Below are 16,777 nucleotides of genomic sequence, written 5' to 3'. Positions count from 1 at the left end.
AGCTCTTGTCCACCATGATAAAGCTGGAAGCCGCAAGATTGGCAATATTAAAATTATCATCCGTAGCATAAATACCCCTCAAACCCCATCTTCTGGCTGAAACGCACGATGGCCGCCGAGCTGGTATAGGTCAGCTTGGCAAGCTGGCGGGTGGACAACGCCGCCAGTCCCCGGTAATTTTCCAGCAAAAAATCAGCTATCATTCTTTCAGATGCTGAAAATCCTTCTTGTTCTTTCAGTTCCTTAATCAGCTTTGACAACGCCATCCCCCCAAAAATGACTCTTTACTTACTCATATATCAAGTATAGCAAAATCCTCCTGCCTGAAAAGAAAGCCGTGCCATAGCGCCTGGAAAATTGCAAAAAAAGACAGCTCCGAAGGGTCGTTTAACAGGAGCTGTCACGGAAAATGGAATATTACACGAAGAAAACGTGTAATATTTCATTTAAATTTTATTGCGCCTCTTTCCGGCGCGGGCACTACACCTGCTGTTTGTGGCCGCTACAGCAGGAACAGCCGGACTGCCCTGCCTCTTCCCCGCGGGAAGCAGTGCCGCCACAGCTGTCACAGCCACAGCAATCGTGCTTGCCGGTGCGCAGGTTGTTTACTACATGGCGGCCTGCCAGAAACAGCAGTACCAGAAGAATTAAACCGATTACATAAGTAGCCATAAGGCAGGCCTCCCATCATAAAAACCATAAAATACAAAATCAGAAAAGCTCAAAATCAGAATCCCAGCAGACTGCCGACCTGATATACCAGCAGGGAAACAACCCATGCCAGCACGAACATGTACACAGCCGCAAAAGCCATCCACTTCCAGCTGCCGGCCTCCTTCTTAATCGTACCCAGTGCGGTAACGCAAGGAGTATAGAGCTGGGAGAAGACCATGAAGGCCAGTGCGGAAAGCGGCGTAAAGGCAGTACCCATGCCGGTCTGCATCATAGCCTCGGCAGTTTCAATGGCATCCTCTGCTTCAGCGGACACATCAGGCAGGCCGTAGAGAATACCGATGGTGGAAACCACGGATTCCTTGGCAAGAATACCGGATATGGCGGCCGCACCGGCTTCCCAGGTGCCAAAGCCGTGCCAGGTGAACAGCGCACCTACAGCCGCGCCGATGGAGGCCAGGAAGCTGTCGCTCATGTCCTCTACCATGCCTTCGCCGTTGAAAGCGCCCAGGAACCAGATGATAACACAGCCTACGAAGATAATCGTACCGGCCTTGACAAGATAGCCCTTGCCCTTGTCCCAGGTTTCCAGCAGGACGGTTTTCATATCAGGCATGCGGTATGGAGGCAGCTCCAGCAGGAAGGTGGAATTCTCATCCTTGAAGGTAGTATTGGAAAGGAGCTTGGTGGATACAATAGCCATGATAACGCCTACCACATACATGGCAAAGACCACATTGGCGGCATTATCCGGGAAGAACATAGCCGCAAAAAGCGCCATGATAGGCAACTTTGCGCCGCAGGTCAAAAACGGTGCCGCCATGATGGACAGCATGCGGTCCTTTTCAGAATCCAGCGCCCTGGCACCCATGATGGACGGAACGCCACAGCCAAAGCCCATCATCAGCGGCATAACGCCCTTGCCGGTCAGGCCGACACGGCGCATAACAGGGTCCATGACAAAAGCCACGCGGGCCATATAGCCTGTACCATCCAGGAAGCTAAGGCAGAAGAACAGGATGAAAATCAACGGCACAAACACCACCACGGAGCCTACGCCGCCAATGATGCCATCCAGCACCAGCGACTGCATCCAGTCTGCCACTTCCAGCGAGCTGAGGGCGGCAGCCGCCGCATCCGTCACATCGCCGCCGATGAAATCATCCAACGCATCGGCCAGCGGCTGGCCAATCCATTCAAAGGTAATCTGGAATACGGCGTACATGATAGCCAGAAAAGCAGGAATCGCCAACACGCCATTGGCCAGCACCTTGTCAATCTTCTCCGACATGCTGGTGCCTACGTTGGAAAACTCCACCGCTTCCTTCAATATAGAATCAATAAAATCATAACGAAGCTCAATCAGCCGCTCCTGACGCACCTTTTCGTCCTGAACGCCGGCCTCAATCTCATGCACTCTTTCAATGTGCGCCTTCAAGGCCTCGCTTGGGCCGTAGCCATCCATGGAAATGGAGGTAAATACGTTCAGCATGTTCTTCAGGCTCTTGCCATCGCGGGCGATAGTCAGCAACACCGGATAGCCGAGAAATGCCTCCAGCTTCTTCACGTCAATCTTGACGCCGCGCTTTTCCGCCTCATCCTGCATGTTCAAATCTACGATCAGGGGAATCCCCTGCTCCAGAAGCTGCAGCGTCAGGTAGAGATTGCGCTCGATGTTGGAGGAATCCACCACATCCACCACCAGATCGGTGTGGGTGGTCAGCAGGTAATCAATAACAATCTTTTCCTCCGGGGAACGGGCATTAATGCTGTAAGTGCCCGGCAGGTCAACAATCATGATGTCCTTGTCGTTGTGGCGGACATAGCCTACCTTCTTATCAACGGTAACACCTGGCCAGTTGCCTATTTTCTGTCTTGCTCCCGTCAGCTCGTTAAAAATTGTGGACTTACCTGTATTCGGATTGCCGGTAAGTGCAACAGACAAACTTGTACTCATTATATCAGAACTCCTTTCGCATTGACAGTCAAATCGCTGTTACCTGAATATTGGCAGCATCCTTGCGGCGGATGGCCAGATGATAGGAGCGCAGGCCGATAGCCATCGGATCTCCCAGCGGCGCACTGCGCAGCACGCTCACCTTTGTTCCCGGCAGCAGTCCCATGGTCATCAGCCTTTCCTTCAGGCCGGAATCAGCAATGCTATCTACTCTCAACACCATACCGGTCTTGCCGTCTTTCAATGTCATGATTATCCCTCCAATGAACAAAAATATAATGATAAGATATCTTAATATAAAATAATAACAATTCTCAAAAGCACCTATATCATGATAATATTTATCACTATCATTGTCAAGGATTACTGATAATTTTTTTCAACTTTAAAAAACAAAAAATCAGGACTGCCGCGGGGATGTTCTCCCCGACAGCAATCCTGATTGCCCTGTCCGATGATAAATATTAGTAGGATACGCTAAGCCCTGCCCTTTTTATATGCCTCCGCCAGAAGCTGGACAGGATGATACGCCACCTGCGGCAGCCGGTTCTGCACGATGCCGTCGGTAATGTGCATGCGGCAGCTCGGACAGCTGGCACAGACATAATCGGCATGGGTAGCCTCGATGTTCCGGCACTTGCGGTCATTAATCTGCCGCGACAGCTCATAGTGGGACATGCAGAAGGAACCGCCGGAGCCACAGCAACGGTCATGCTCCTTCATTTCCACGAATTTCAGGCCTGGAATGGATTTCAGCACCTGCCGCGGCTGTTCCGTCACCTTGATGCCCCGCACCATATGGCAAGGGTCGTGCATGGTAACTGTCTTGTCAAGACTTCCAAGCCCGTCTGTCCGGTAGCCTGTCTCCACCAGGAACTGGCTGATTTCACGCACCTTGTCCGACAGCCTCTGCGCCCGCGCCTGCCACTCCGGCTCGTCTTTCAGCCACTTTGGATAATCCTTCAGCGCCTCCACGCAGGAACCGCAGGAGCCAACAATATAGTCCGCCTCACAGCTCTCAAACACCTCGATGTTATGCTTTGCCATCTCATTGGCCAGATCGAAACAGCCGGCCACATGGACAGGCGTGCCACAGCAGTGCTGCCTGCCCGGCAGAATCACCTCGTTGCCGTTTTCCTTCAGCACCTCGATGGTTGCCCGGCCGATGTCCGTGTACATAAAATTGATGGTACAGCCTGTAAAGAAGGCCACCCTGCGGCTGGCGCCGTCCACCCTGATAACCTCCGGGAACTCACTCCGAAGAGGCGTGGAAGCCAGCGGCGCCGTAGCGCGGTTCGGATCCATGCCCGGCACAGGAAAGCGGGAATACACGGCGTTCTTATCCGGAATGTCCTTGAAGGTCAGCCAGCCGAACATGCCTCCCATGCGCAGGGCCGCATTGAACAGCGGACGGTTGCTCAGGAGCTTGAACACCGTGCTCTTGACAGGGTGCAGTCCCCTTGCCTTCACGGCCGCATTGCGCCCCCGCAGGATGAGGTCGTCCGCCTTTACGCCGCAAGGGCAGTTGGCAGAGCAGGTCTTGCAGTTCAGGCACATCCCCATGATGCTGTCAAATTCCTCGCTGATGGGCAGCCTGCCGCTCAGCACCGCCTGCATCAAGGAAATCTTGCCCCTGGCCACGGAAAATTCCTTGCGGGTTTCACGGTAAATCGGACAGCCGGCCTGACAGTTGCCGCATTTCATGCAGTTGGCCAGCGCGTCATCAATATCCTTCAGCAGAGTGGTATCCTGGCTGTTCATTGCCTCTGCCGTCAACTTGTTTTCAGCCATAATCAACACTCTCCTAACAGCTTGCCGGGATTCAGAATCAGATTCGGGTCAAGGGCACGCTTAATCGCCTTCATGGCATTCATGCCCTCCTTGCCGTGCTGCTGCTCCATCCACGGCAGCTTGCCCAGCCCGATGCCGTGCTCGCCGGACAAGGTGCCGCCCAGAGCCAGCGCTCCCTTGAAGATATCATCCATGGCGGCATGCACGCGCTTCATTTCCTCCTCGTCGCGCAAATCGCACACGATAGTCGGGTGCATGTTGCCGTCACCGGCATGGCCGAAGGTGCCGATAGTCACATTGTGGTCCTTGGAAGCCTTGGTCACAATCCGCAAAAATTCAGGAATCTTGCTTCTCGGAATGGTCGCATCCTCCACAAAGGTGGTAGGGCGCAGCTTGGCAAGGCACGGCAGGGCCATGCGGCGCGCCGTCCAGAGCTGTTCCTTGTGCTCGGCGGACTTCGCCAGCGTCACCTCCCGGGCATTGTTGGCCTTCAATACTTCCAGCACCTTTGCCTTCTCGTCCTCGACCACCACAGGATTGCCATCCACCTCAATCAGCAGGATGGCGTCAGCGTCCACCGGCAGTCCCACATGGGTAAAGTCCTCCACAGTGCGGATGGTGGCATTGTCAAGAATCTCCAGCGTCGCAGGGATAATCTTGGCCGCAATAATGCCGGACACGGCCTTGCCTGCATCGTCAATGGAGTCAAAGACAGCAATCATGCTCTTGGTAGCCTCCGGGGCAGGTACCAGCTTCAAGAGGGCCTTGGTGACGATGCCCAGGGTTCCCTCGGAGCCGGTAAAGAGCTTGGTCATGTCATAACCGGACACATCCTTGACATTCTTGCCGCCGGTGTGGATAATATCGCCGTTGGCAAGAACTACCTCCAGTCCCTGCACATAGTTCTTCGTGATGCCGTATTTCAGGCCGCGGAGCCCGCCGGAATTCTCCGCAATGGTGCCTCCCAGGCTGGCAGTCTTGACAGTGCCGGGATCAGGCGGATAAATCAGTCCGAACTGGGCGATATGGTCGTTGATGTCCTGCACAATAACGCCCACTTCCACCTCGGCAATCAGATTTTCCAAATCCACATCAACAATCTTGTCGAAGCGGAGCATCAGAAGCACGATGCCCCCCTTTAAAGGCGCCGTACCGGCAGACAGGTTGGTGCCGGAGCCGCGGGGATACACAGGAATCCTGTGCTCATTGGCGAATTTCATGACCGCCGAAACCTCCTGCACCGTTCCCGGTGACACCACCACATCAGGCATGTAGGAATGTCCCGGAGTAGCATCGTAAGAATACTCATACAATGCCTCCGGCGAATAGAGAACATTCTCCTTTCCCACAATTCCTTCCATTGCTTCGATTAATTGTGTTTTTTCCATAGCTACCTCTCCTTTTGCCGAACAAAAACCATCTGCCCCGGAACCGACCGCAGGTCAGATATATCTGGAAGCAACCTCTTCTACCCCGTCAGGCTGCTCTTTTACCCACTCTGCAAAGCTCTTGCCGCTTTCTGCCACCTTTTTGCCCAGCTCCACCAGAAAATCAGGCACTTCGGTCTCAAGGATAACCCCCGCTTCCTTGCCGAATACCTCCTGTCCCTGAGCATCACAGCCGTTGAGATACAGAAGCCATGCCGACTGCTTGTCCTTGACTGCACCACGGAAGCCCATCGGAACCACCTGCGGCGTAGCACAGGAGCCAGGACAGCCGGAAATGTGGATTGGCGGCAGGGCGCCGTCCGGAACCCCCGCCTTCTGCACAGCCTCTGCACAGCTCTTCAACAGCGCCTGGGAATCGCGCACGCCCTGCTGACAGATAGCGCCACCGATGCAGGCGGATGCCATCTCAAAAAGGCTGGCCGCGCTGTCACCGGCCGTCAGGTCTATCATCTTCTGAGCCTCCCCGGCCGTCAGGTTCACGATATAGGCAGTCTCATCCGGCGCCAGACGGATTTCCGCCCCCTCAATATCCTGCAGGGCGTCGCTTACCTTGCAGAATACCTCCGGCGACGGGCAGCCTCCCAGCGGATGCCATACCACGCTGTACAGGCCCGGCTGCTTCTGGGCCACAGCCCTGCGGTTCTCAATGGTACCATCGCCCTGCTTGGTGATTTCCTCCGTCTTGATTTCAAAGGCAAAATCATCCGTGCCCTCAACCTCTGCCAGCTTTTCCTGAAAAGCTGCATAATACTTCTCCGCACCGCCCAGGGTTTCCTGCATGTAGCGGCTCCTTGCCCTGGCGCGGTTCTCATAGTTGCCGTAGGCGCGGAACATCACCCACATGGCACGGACGTATTTCAGGATATCCTTCGGCTCCACAGCTTCGCCGACCTTTACGCCCACCTTCGGATTCGGCCCGATACCGCCGGCGCTGTACACATCAAACTTTCCATCAGGCCGCGCCACAAAGCCCAGATCGCGCATGGTAGCATGGGACTGGTTCTTCGGGGAACTGGAAAAGCCGATTTTATACTTGCGCGGCATCTTCTCCGCGTTGATAAACTGCATGGCGTACTGGCCCACCGCCTCTGCATAAGGCATTACATTGAAATATTCCTCCGCATCGATGCCGGACAAAGGCGAGCAGGTGGTATTGCGCGGAAAATCGCCGCCGCCGCCAACGGTGACGATGCCCACCTGCAGGGCATCCTCCATAATCCTGCACACAGGCTCCAGCGCCAGATTGTGCAGCTGCACCGTCTGGCAGGTGGTAAACTTGATTTTATCCACAGCATATTTGCGCACGGATTCTGCGATAAAGGCCATCTTTTCCACGGTCATGCGCCCTGCCGGCATCCTGAGCCGCAGCATGCTCTTCGGCTCGTCCCCCTTCTGGGCATAGCTGCCAAACTTGCCGGAAATTCCTTTATATTCGGCGCGCTTCAGCTCACCGGCATAATACTTTTTGGCGGCCTCCTGAAAGACCTTCATATCCTCTTTCCATGCTTCAGCGGGAATCATCTTCATATACAAGCACCTCTCAAAAACAACAATACACATATCCCCCGCCACACATCTGCCACAGGCCTGTGCGGCGGGAAGAATTCAACAGGAAGGCAGAATTTTCTTTTCTGCATCCACAACTATACTAAATACTTATTCGCCACAAAATGAAAAATCCCTGCTTAACGCAGGGATTTTTTTATAATCGTCGTCTGAATTACATGATGCCCACGATATGCTGAACAATCAGGGAAACCACCGCTACGGCAATCCAGCAGCACAGCCCCAGGGCAATCGGGCGCACGCCGTTCCTCACCAGTGACATGAGGTTGGTGTTCAGGCCGATGGCCGCCATGGACCAGACAATGCAGAACTTGCCAAAATCACCCAGCCCCTTGCTCAGCTCTGCCGGCAGAATGCCGCTGGTATTGACAATGGAGGCCACCACAAACCAGAGGATGAAGAAAGGAAAAATCCTTTTCAGCTCAAAGCCCTGCCCCTCCGCCTTGGCTTTTCTGGCGGTAATAACAGCAAAGAACAGGCACACCGGCACAATCATCAGGGCGCGGGTCAGCTTGACGATAGTGGCATAGCTGCCGGCCGCCTCACTGTAGGAATAGCCTGCCGCCACTACCGAGGAGGTATCATTTATCGCCGTGCCTGCCCACATGCCGAAGCCGAAATCAGACATGCCGATAACATGGCCCAGGAAAGGGAAGATGAACACCGCCAGCACGTTGAACAGGAAAATCGTGGAGATAGAAAACACTATATCCTTGTCCTTGGCACCGATAACAGGTGCCAGCGCAGCAATAGCGGAACCGCCGCAGATAGAGGTACCTGCACCAATCAGCGTCTTGGTGTCCTCAGGCATTTTCAGCAGCTTGCCTACCCACCAGGCAACAGCAAAGGAAGTCAGCAAAGTAAAAATCATGACATACAGTGACTGGGAACCTACCTCCAGCACGTTGAAGAGATTCATCTCAAAGCCCAGCAGGATAATGGAATACTGCAGAATCTTCTTGCCGGTAAAATTTATGCCTGCGTTAAAGGCTTCCGACCGTGGAATAAAAGCACAGATAATTCCCAGCAGGATACCGAAAACCGGCCCTCCGATAATCGGATACATCTTTCCCAGATACGCGGCCGGAACAGCCAGCACCAGCGCATACAAAATACCTTTCCAAAGCTCCTTCATACATCATACCTCCGTTTACATCACAAGCGGCTCTTCACAGCAGCTTTTCTCAATCTCTGCTTATATTGTACTCCAATACTTCATATATGTAAAATACTATGATATAATAATTTCAATAGGTATTTACTTATATATAGATTATGACAATAGATTTGCAAGGAGGTACACAGCCATGACACTGCGCCATTTCCAGATATTCATAGCCGTCTGCGACGAAGGGGGCATGACCCAGGCGGCACAGGTACTGCACATCTCCCAGCCCTCCATCAGCCAGGCGGTCAGGGAAATGGAAGCCCACTACCGCGTCATGCTCTTTGAACGGCTGGGAAAAAAGCTCTTTCTCACCGCCGCGGGGCAGGAGCTGCTGCATTACGCCCGGCATATCATTTCCCTCAATGCCAGAACGGAGAAGACCCTGCGGGACTTTGCCGGCGCCGCCCCTATCCGGCTGGGAGCCACCCTGTCCATCGGTGAAAGCATCTTTATCGACCTTTTGACCCAACTAAAAAAAGCGATGCCGGAGCAGGAAATCTATTCCCGCATCCACAACACCGCTTCATTGGAATCAGCCCTGCTGCGTGACGAGCTGGACGCCGCCCTGGTGGAAGGCAGCATCACCTCGGAATATCTCAGCCAGATTCCATTTCTTGAGGACGAGCTTATTTTTATTATCGCGCCGCAGCTGCTGCCGCCTGACGGCTTTACGGAGGACAGCCTCATGCAGCTTCCCTTCATACTGCGGGAAGAGGGCAGCGGCACCCGCACCCTCTTTGAGCACGTCATGAACCAGCATCACCTGAAATGCCGCGCCATCGGCTCCTACAACAACACCGCCAGCATCAGGCAGGCGGTGGCGGCAGGCCTGGGCGTCAGCGCCATTTCCCGCCGGCTGGCGGACGCCGATATAGCCGCCGGCCGCCTTGCCACCTTTACCATGCCCTCCGTCACCTTCAGGCGCAGCTTCCGCATAGTATACCACAAAAACAAATACCTTACCCGCGGGCTAAAGGCATTTATCAGGCTGTGCCGGGATTATGCGTAACGCGGCCTGCTGCCGCGCATCACTCCGGCAGGATGCCCTGCCGCTGTGCCTCCTTGATGTCGGCTACCGCTCTGGTCATATCGTACATCACTGCCTCTATGGGCGTAATCTCCTGAGTGGTCGTGGAGTTAATGGTGTGCAGCAATGGCTCGCCGGTGGTTGTATAGACCTCCACTGCCACAGCCAGACGATAGAGCTTGGGATTTTCCTTGTCGGCAGTTCCGTTGATGTTTATCATGGCCACCCTGTCACAGCCGGCCTCCTCCGCCCTGCGGCATGCCGCAAAAAGCGCGTCCACGGCGGCTCCCGGCCGGGCATACGCATCATCCGCCACCACCCGGCTGAACTGATGCATCAGGATATCTCCCGCCACCACCTGCATGTAGGCACTGTCGTTGGCAATATCCTCCGGCAAATCCAGCACCGCCGGAGCTATGTACACGCGCCCGGCAGAGGACACCTGCCGCCAGGACTGCACCGGCTTTCCTTCCTGTGCTTCCTGTGCGGCATCACCCCCGGCGGCCTCCTTTGCCGCCGCCAGACCGGCCATGCTCAGGTCACCCTGCAGAACTTCATCATAATAGCCGCGGATGGCCGCATCCAGATAGCCCACTATGGCATGATTGAACTTATGGGAGTTTTCGTTTTTCTTCCACCTGTACTCCGTACCAAAATGCACATAGCCGGACTTCAGCGCCTGCAGGGCATTCCTTACCACATCACCGCCCATGGTATAACGGCTCAAATCGATGCGGTAGCCGTATTCCTCCGCGAAGGCGGTATTGCCCACCGTAGGCGCACCAAAGGTAAAGACGCTGAGCTTGTCCGGATCAACCCCCATGGACACCAGCCGGGCCGCCAGCAGTGTAGCCACGGCCCCGCCCAGGCTGTGACCGGTCAGGTAAAGGTGCTCATTGCCATCCGCCGCCAGCTCCCGCAGGCGGTCAGCGCCCATAACGCCGTCCGCGTCAGGGGTAAAAAAGGCCGTCATGGTATAGTCGTTGAAGCCCTGATGCACCATCGGCTGACTGGCCGTCACCTTTTCAGTTTCGGCAAAACTGCGAAACTCCTGCGGCGTACTGCCGCCAAAAAGCACCTTGCCAAACCGCAGGTCCACCTCCACATCTTTCAGCTTTTCCGTGCCCGGAATCACTACCAGAGCTTCGCGCCCGCTGCTGCCTTCGTGCACAAGGGTGTAGAAGGTGGTATCCGCCCGCCTGTCCGCCTGCCTGTAATCCTTGAACTGCCAGCCGAACTGGCTCATTTCCTGCCGCACCGCCTCATTCATGCTGCTGCTATAAACAGCCATGTCCGCCAGCGCACAGATATAGGCCATTCTGGCCTGCCGGACAGAATCAACGGCCTGTGCCCCGGCCATGGCGGGACCGCCAAGGAGCAGGGCAAGGCACAAAAAAGCACCGCAGAAAAAACCGAAAAAAACTCGCAAGCAAAATACCCCCTTACCTCAAGTCAGCCACACCGCACATCCGCCCTTCCCATAAAAAGGGCCCGCCAAAGCCGTCATATGCCCAGCGCTTCCTTTGCCAGCCTGTCAGCCAGCTCGTTGCCGGCTACGCCGGTGTGGCCTGCCACCTTCTGAAAGCACACCCAGTCAAGCCGCGGCCTCATAAAGGCCGCATACTCCTGCGTCTGGGGCAGCTTTGCCTGCCAGTGGTTCAACGGCCAGGCGGCAATCCCTTCATAATCATGGCAGATAGTCACACCCCTGACCTCCATGCCATGAGCCTCCGCCCATAGCACGGCCTCACGGGCGGCATCCATTTCACCGGCCACATTGTGCAGCTTTGCCGCATCCTTGGAACTGCCGACGCCGTTCTGCGTAAAAATCAGCTCCCCGTCCTCATAGACGGCAAAGCCCCAGCTGTACCGCCCCTTTACATAGGAACCATCCACAAAGATGACCACGCCCCAGGAAAAATCCCTGACTGCACTCTCCGGCGTATCACCTGCCTTGGCTACACCTGCCTGAACCGGCAGGCTGTTCATAAAGGCCTCGGCCTCCGGCAAGGTGACAAAGCCCTTGAACTTCGCCCCCTTGAAGCCTATGACCTGACGCTGGCACTCGGCCCAGGTTCTGTAGATGCCCGGTTGCCTTCCTGCCAGCACTGCATAATAATTATTCTTAGCCTTTGCCACGCTTAACCTCTTTAACTGCAAAAAATTGTCAGCCCCTGCTTATCAAATCCATAGCACAGGCATTTGCTTCAAACAGAACCTTTTCCTCGTCCAGCGTCTTCAGCTCACCCTTTTCCATGAGCACCTTGCCGTTGCAAAGCACGGTATCGGCACTGCTGCTGTTGGCAGAATAAACCAGCAAAGATACCAGATCATGGCGCGGACACCACTCAGGACGGTTCATGTCATAGAGCACAATATCCGCCTTCCAGCCGGCCTGCAGCCTGCCCGTCCTGTCCAGCAGGAGAGCCTTTGCACCGTATTCCGTACCCATTTTCAGGGCCTCTGCGGCAGGCACAGCCAGCGGATTCAGCTCGTGCACCTTGTGCAGCATGGCCGCCAGACGGATTTCCTCCAGCATGTCCAGATTGTTGTTGCTGGATGCGCCATCCGTGCCCAAAGCAACCTGCACGCCGCTCTCCAGCAGCTTTGGCACAGGCGACACGCCGCTGGCCAGCTTCATGTTACTGCCCGGATTATGTACCGGCGCAATGGATTTCTCCTTCATCATGGCGATATCCGCATCATCCAGCCAGACACAGTGAGCCGCAATGGACGGACGGTCAAAGAGGCCCGTTTCCTCGATGTACTGGAATGGGCGCTTGCCGTACTGCTCCTGAATCTGCTGAATCTCCGCCTGGGTTTCGGACATGTGGATATGCACGTTGATGCCATGCTCTGCCGAAACCTTTGCCGCCTCCCTGCAGAACTCCGGCGGGCAGGTATAAGGTGCATGCACGCCCAGCATAATCGTAATCAGGCCGTCGCCTGCCCCGTGATAATTCCTGTACAGCTCCACGTTTTCCGCCAGGCTCTTCATGGCTGTAGGCGCAAAGCCTATGAGCCCACGGCTCAGGATACCGCGTACCCCCGCGGAGAGGGTTTCCTCGGCCACAGCTTCCATGCACGGCCCGTACATATCTGCATAGGCGGTAGTGCCGCCCTTTATCATCTCCACCAGCGCCAGCCTTGCGCCCATGCGGATATCATTTTCCACCATCTTTGCTTCAACCGGCCAAATCCTGTTATTCAGCCAGTCCATCAGCTCCATATCGTCAGCATAGCTGCGGAGCAGGGTCATGGAGGCATGGGTATGGGCATTTACCAGTCCCGGCACCGCAAAGCGATCCTTGCCGTCAATGATATAATCGGCAGCAAAATCCGCAGGCACCTCACCCACGGCAGTAATAACATCATCCGTAACAGCAATATCTGCCACGCCTGTGGAATAATCCGGCTGCAGCACATGCGCACCCTTAATCAAAATCTTCATCACTAACACCCCGCGCAATCAATGTAATCTTCACAACACCTGACCAACGGCCAAAATCAGCACTGATGCAGGTATGCGTACTGCTCAGGTGTCAGCTCGTCAATCTCAATCCCCATGGCCGCCAGCTTGATTTTGGCAATCTTGGCATTGACCTCATCCGGCAGGACATAGACCTTGTTTTCCAGCTTGTCGTGATTTTCTACAATGTGCAGGGCGGAGAAGAACTGCACGCCCCAGCTCAAATCCATAATCTCGGCAGGATGGCCGTCACCGCAGGCAAGATTTACCAGACGTCCCTCACCCAGAAGGTACAGCTTCTTGCCATCGGCAAACTTGAATTCCTCAATCCCCGGCTTTACCTGGGTGCGGCTCTCGGAAACCTCTTCCAGCTCCGGAATATTGATTTCCAAATCAAAATGGCCGGAATTAGCCATTACGGCGCCGTCCTTCATGGACTCATAATGCCATTTGCGCAGGATATCCTTGTCGCCTGTCAGGGTCAGGAAAATATCTCCCACCTTGGCCGCCTCGTCCATCGGCATTACACGGAAACCGTCAAATACCGCCTCGATGGCCTTAATCGGGTCCACCTCGGTGATGATGACATTGGCTCCCAGCCCCTTGGCGCGCATAGCACCGCCCTTGCCGCACCAGCCATAGCCGGCGATAACAACGGTCTTGCCGGCGATAACCAGATTGGTGGCCCGCATGATGCCCTCCCAGGTGGACTGACCGGTGCCGTAGCGGTTGTCAAAGAGATATTTGCAGTAAGCATCGTTGGCGGCCAGCATCGGGAACTCCAGCTTGCCTGCAGCTTCAAGGGCGCGGTCGCGGATAACGCCCGTGGTGGTTTCCTCGGAGCCGCCGATAATCTTCGGCAAAAGCTCGCGGCGCTCATTGTGCAGGCGGTAAATCAAATCGCCGCCATCGTCCATGATGATGTCCGGCTCGCAGTCAAGGGCCATATCAATGTAGGCATCGTACTCTTCCATCGTGCAGCCGTGGTGGGCAAATACCGTAACGCCACCCTCTACCAGTGCGGCACACACATCGTCCTGGGTGGACAGGGGGTTGGAGGCAGTAGCGATAACCTCTGCCCCGGCTGCCTGCAGCACCAGTGCCAGATACGCTGTCTTTGCCTCAAGGTGCATAGTCATGACCATGCGCTTGCCGGCAAAAGGCTTTGTTACGGAGTATTCCTTTTCAATAGCGTTCATAACCGGCATAAAGTTCTTTACCCAGTTGATTTTATCGTGGCCGGAAGGAGCCAGAGCAATATCCTTGATTTTTGATTTCATATTTACATTCTCCTCTCAAACAACTTAACAATTCATTATATCATAGATTGCGCCCTGATGGCAGGGCAGAAAAATCTGTTTTATCCAGCTGCAGCGGCGTCACGGAAATATTGCCCCTGCAGGTAACCATCACATCGGTATCATCCGTGTTGCCGGCCAAGAGAGGCGAACCGCCCACCGTATAAAAAACACGCCCGGCCTCATCCTGCTGTCTTTCATAGGCGTTGCAGTAATCGCGCACACCCTGACGGCACCATACCCAGTCATAGCTGCCGGACAGCTTGCGCGGGAAATTCACGTTCAGCAGTTTTCTCCCGCTGCTGTGCCCCAAAAGCTCCGGCAGCTTGCCGGCAAACTGCTCCGCCACAAACTCAAAGGAATGCTCCGCGTTGTACTCCAGGGAAACAGCCACTGCATCTATCCCCTGCACAAAGCCCTCCGACGCGGCCCCTATCGTGCCTGAGTAGAGCATATCCGTCCCCAGGTTGCTGCCATCGTTGATGCCGGAAATCACCAGCTCCGGCATCAGCGCCCTGTCCCTGCGGATAATGCCCTCAATGTAGAGCTTTACCGTGTCGGCAGGCGTTCCGTCAATGGCAAGGGCCTGTATGCCGTACCTGTCCTGCAGAGGACGGTATTCCTCCACGTAGAGCCTGTCCCTGACCGTAATGGCATGAGCCTTGGCGCTCTGCTGGCCTGCCGGAGCGGCCACAACCACCTCATGCTCCCTGTAAAGTGACCTGACAAGGGCCTCGATGCCCTCTGACCTGATACCATCATCGTTTGAGATTAAAATCCGCATGATTTCCCCCTTTGCATGTACATCAGATTTCATTCTGCCCAAAAACACCAATAAAAAATCTGCCGTTTCCTTCAATATCCGGCTGGATATCAAAAAAACTTTCAGTATTCGGCTATATATCAAAAACAGGCCAGAACTCTGTTCTGACCTGTCACATTCAATGGTGACCCACCGGAGACTCGAACTCCGAACCTGCTGATTAAGAGTCAGATGCTCTACCAGTTGAGCTAGTGAGTCAATATTTCGGCAAACTGCCTGCTTGCGCCGCGAAAAAAAGTGGTGACCCACCGGAGACTCGAACTCCGAACCTGCTGATTAAGAGTCAGATGCTCTACCAATTGAGCTAGTGAGTCACATGAAAAGCGCCCTAGCGCCTCGCGACAATGAATATTATATGTATTTCAAGATAAATTGTCAACACTTTTTTTGAAAAATATGAAAATTATCTTCCGCAGGAAAAACAGGTACTGCCGGAATAAATCCCCCTGCCGATTCCTCCCTGCAAATAGCTGACAAATCAGCTTTTCTGTTATATTATATTATGGTATTGATAAAAAAGAGGTGTATCATCCATGACTATTTCATCACGAACCAAGGGTGTGCTGATGGCACTGACCGGCTCCATCTTCTGGGGCGGGTCCGGTGTTGCGGCGCAGTTCATCCTGCAGGAGAAAGGCATGACGGCTGACTATCTCACCGCCATCCGTACCATTGTGGCCGGGCTTCTGCTGCTCTTCATAGATGCCGTCATCAACGGCAACAACATCCTCGCCATCTGGAAGGACAAGGAAAGCCGCAGGCGTCTTCTGGCCTTCGGCCTTCTGGGCATGATGTCGGTGCAGTACACGTATTTTGTGGCGATTGAGTACAGCAACGCCCCGACGGCCACCATCATCCAGTATCTCATGCCTATTCTCATCCTCATCTGGTTCTCCATCAGGGAAAAAAGGCTGCCACAGCTGGCACAGGTCATCTGCGCCATCATGGCTATTTTCGGCACGGCGCTTTTGGTTACCCACGGCAGCCTGACCACGCTGGCCATCTCCGATGCCGCACTGTTCTGGGGCATTCTCAGTGCCTTTGCCGCCGCCTTTTACACCGTGCAGCCCCGCTGGCTCCTTCTGCGCTGGCCGTCGCCGCAGGTAATCGGCTGGGCCATGCTCATCGGCGGCGCCGCCATATCCATTATTTCGCCGCCGCTGTCATATCCCGGCACACTGGACATGCCGGCGGCTCTCAGCCTCGCCTACATCTGCGTGCTGGGTACGGCCGCCTCCTTCTGGCTGTATGTAACCAGCACCAAATACATTCTGGCCCAGGAGGCAAGCATCCTCAACGCCACCGAGCCGCTGGCCTCCATCGTCCTCTCCGTCCTCCTGCTGGATGTGCTTTTTGAACTGCCGGAAATCATCGGCACGGTGCTGATTATTATGCCTATCATCTACATAACCTTGAAGAGAAAATAATACCGAAGCGTGAATACCTTCGGACAGCGCAAAAATCCCTGCCGCTTCCACAATGAAAGCAGCAGGGATTTTTTTGTCTTATTTTATGTTTTTTGCTTCGTCCTATTTTGTTTTATGCCAGCTGTTCAACC

The 16,777-nt window shown here is 54.7% G+C and carries 15 protein-coding genes and 2 tRNA genes; 2 read left to right on the top strand and 15 right to left on the bottom strand.

What is annotated here, in order from left to right:
• Positions 1 to 56 precede the first annotated feature (56 nt).
• From ACI3UA_RS04155 to ACI3UA_RS04120, 8 genes are all read right to left on the bottom strand, one after another.
• On the bottom strand, positions 57 to 260 hold the full coding sequence (locus ACI3UA_RS04155; protein ID WP_439723568.1) for a MurR/RpiR family transcriptional regulator: 204 nt from the start codon (positions 258 to 260) through the stop codon (positions 57 to 59).
• A gap of 220 nt (positions 261 to 480) precedes the next feature.
• Positions 481 to 672 (bottom strand): FeoB-associated Cys-rich membrane protein, encoded by a 192-nt coding sequence (locus ACI3UA_RS04150; RefSeq protein ID WP_439723567.1) that lies wholly within the window; start codon positions 670 to 672, stop codon positions 481 to 483.
• Between the two features lie 55 nt (positions 673 to 727).
• Positions 728 to 2,629, bottom strand: a complete 1,902-nt coding sequence (feoB, locus tag ACI3UA_RS04145) for a ferrous iron transport protein B (protein WP_439723566.1) — start codon at positions 2,627 to 2,629, stop codon at positions 728 to 730.
• Between the two features lie 28 nt (positions 2,630 to 2,657).
• Positions 2,658 to 2,879 carry a FeoA family protein gene (locus ACI3UA_RS04140; protein WP_439723565.1) on the bottom strand — a complete coding sequence of 74 codons (222 nt, stop codon included), beginning with the start codon at positions 2,877 to 2,879 and terminating at the stop codon, positions 2,658 to 2,660.
• A 227-nt stretch (positions 2,880 to 3,106) separates the two neighbouring features.
• Complete coding sequence (locus ACI3UA_RS04135) at positions 3,107 to 4,420, bottom strand: (Fe-S)-binding protein (protein WP_439723564.1); 1,314 nt, start codon at positions 4,418 to 4,420, stop codon at positions 3,107 to 3,109.
• Positions 4,421 to 4,422: 2 nt separating this feature from the next.
• A complete protein-coding gene (locus ACI3UA_RS04130; RefSeq protein WP_439723563.1) occupies positions 4,423 to 5,808 on the bottom strand; it encodes an FAD-binding oxidoreductase in 1,386 nt (461 codons plus the stop codon).
• A gap of 54 nt (positions 5,809 to 5,862) precedes the next feature.
• Positions 5,863 to 7,395 carry a nitrite/sulfite reductase gene (locus ACI3UA_RS04125; protein ID WP_439723562.1) on the bottom strand — a complete coding sequence of 511 codons (1,533 nt, stop codon included), beginning with the start codon at positions 7,393 to 7,395 and terminating at the stop codon, positions 5,863 to 5,865.
• Between the two features lie 193 nt (positions 7,396 to 7,588).
• Complete coding sequence (locus tag ACI3UA_RS04120; protein ID WP_439723561.1) at positions 7,589 to 8,569, bottom strand: YeiH family protein; 981 nt, start codon at positions 8,567 to 8,569, stop codon at positions 7,589 to 7,591.
• 172 nt (positions 8,570 to 8,741) lie between these two features.
• Between ACI3UA_RS04120 and ACI3UA_RS04115 the strand changes: the two genes are divergently transcribed.
• Positions 8,742 to 9,611: a LysR family transcriptional regulator gene (locus tag ACI3UA_RS04115; protein WP_439723560.1), complete on the top strand. Its 870-nt coding sequence runs from the start codon at positions 8,742 to 8,744 to the stop codon at positions 9,609 to 9,611.
• Positions 9,612 to 9,630: 19 nt separating this feature from the next.
• Here ACI3UA_RS04115 and ACI3UA_RS04110 read toward each other — a convergent pair whose 3' ends face one another.
• The 7 genes from ACI3UA_RS04110 to ACI3UA_RS04080 all read right to left on the bottom strand — a co-directional run bounded on the left by ACI3UA_RS04110 (position 9,631) and on the right by ACI3UA_RS04080 (position 15,533).
• Positions 9,631 to 11,058, bottom strand: coding sequence for a lipase family protein (locus ACI3UA_RS04110; protein WP_439723559.1), 1,428 nt, complete (start codon positions 11,056 to 11,058; stop codon positions 9,631 to 9,633).
• Between the two features lie 74 nt (positions 11,059 to 11,132).
• Positions 11,133 to 11,768 (bottom strand): ribonuclease H1 domain-containing protein, encoded by a 636-nt coding sequence (locus ACI3UA_RS04105; RefSeq protein ID WP_439723558.1) that lies wholly within the window; start codon positions 11,766 to 11,768, stop codon positions 11,133 to 11,135.
• Positions 11,769 to 11,796: 28 nt separating this feature from the next.
• On the bottom strand, positions 11,797 to 13,080 hold the full coding sequence (locus ACI3UA_RS04100) for an amidohydrolase (protein ID WP_439723557.1): 1,284 nt from the start codon (positions 13,078 to 13,080) through the stop codon (positions 11,797 to 11,799).
• A 56-nt stretch (positions 13,081 to 13,136) separates the two neighbouring features.
• Entirely contained in the window at positions 13,137 to 14,378 is a 1,242-nt protein-coding gene (locus tag ACI3UA_RS04095; RefSeq protein WP_439723556.1) for an adenosylhomocysteinase, read from the bottom strand.
• Between the two features lie 40 nt (positions 14,379 to 14,418).
• Entirely contained in the window at positions 14,419 to 15,180 is a 762-nt protein-coding gene (gene surE, locus ACI3UA_RS04090) for a 5'/3'-nucleotidase SurE (RefSeq protein ID WP_439723555.1), read from the bottom strand.
• A 161-nt stretch (positions 15,181 to 15,341) separates the two neighbouring features.
• Positions 15,342 to 15,417: transfer RNA gene (locus ACI3UA_RS04085), tRNA-Lys, on the bottom strand.
• Between the two features lie 40 nt (positions 15,418 to 15,457).
• Positions 15,458 to 15,533: transfer RNA gene (locus ACI3UA_RS04080), tRNA-Lys, on the bottom strand.
• A gap of 219 nt (positions 15,534 to 15,752) precedes the next feature.
• Here ACI3UA_RS04080 and ACI3UA_RS04075 point away from each other — a divergent pair.
• Positions 15,753 to 16,646 carry a DMT family transporter gene (locus ACI3UA_RS04075; RefSeq protein WP_439723554.1) on the top strand — a complete coding sequence of 298 codons (894 nt, stop codon included), beginning with the start codon at positions 15,753 to 15,755 and terminating at the stop codon, positions 16,644 to 16,646.
• Positions 16,647 to 16,777: the final 131 nt, after the last annotated feature.

Source organism: Anaerovibrio sp. (assembly GCF_051866355.1).
Lineage (GTDB): Bacteria > Bacillota > Negativicutes > Selenomonadales > Selenomonadaceae > Anaerovibrio.
This window is presented reverse-complemented; position numbering and strand designations above follow the sequence as displayed.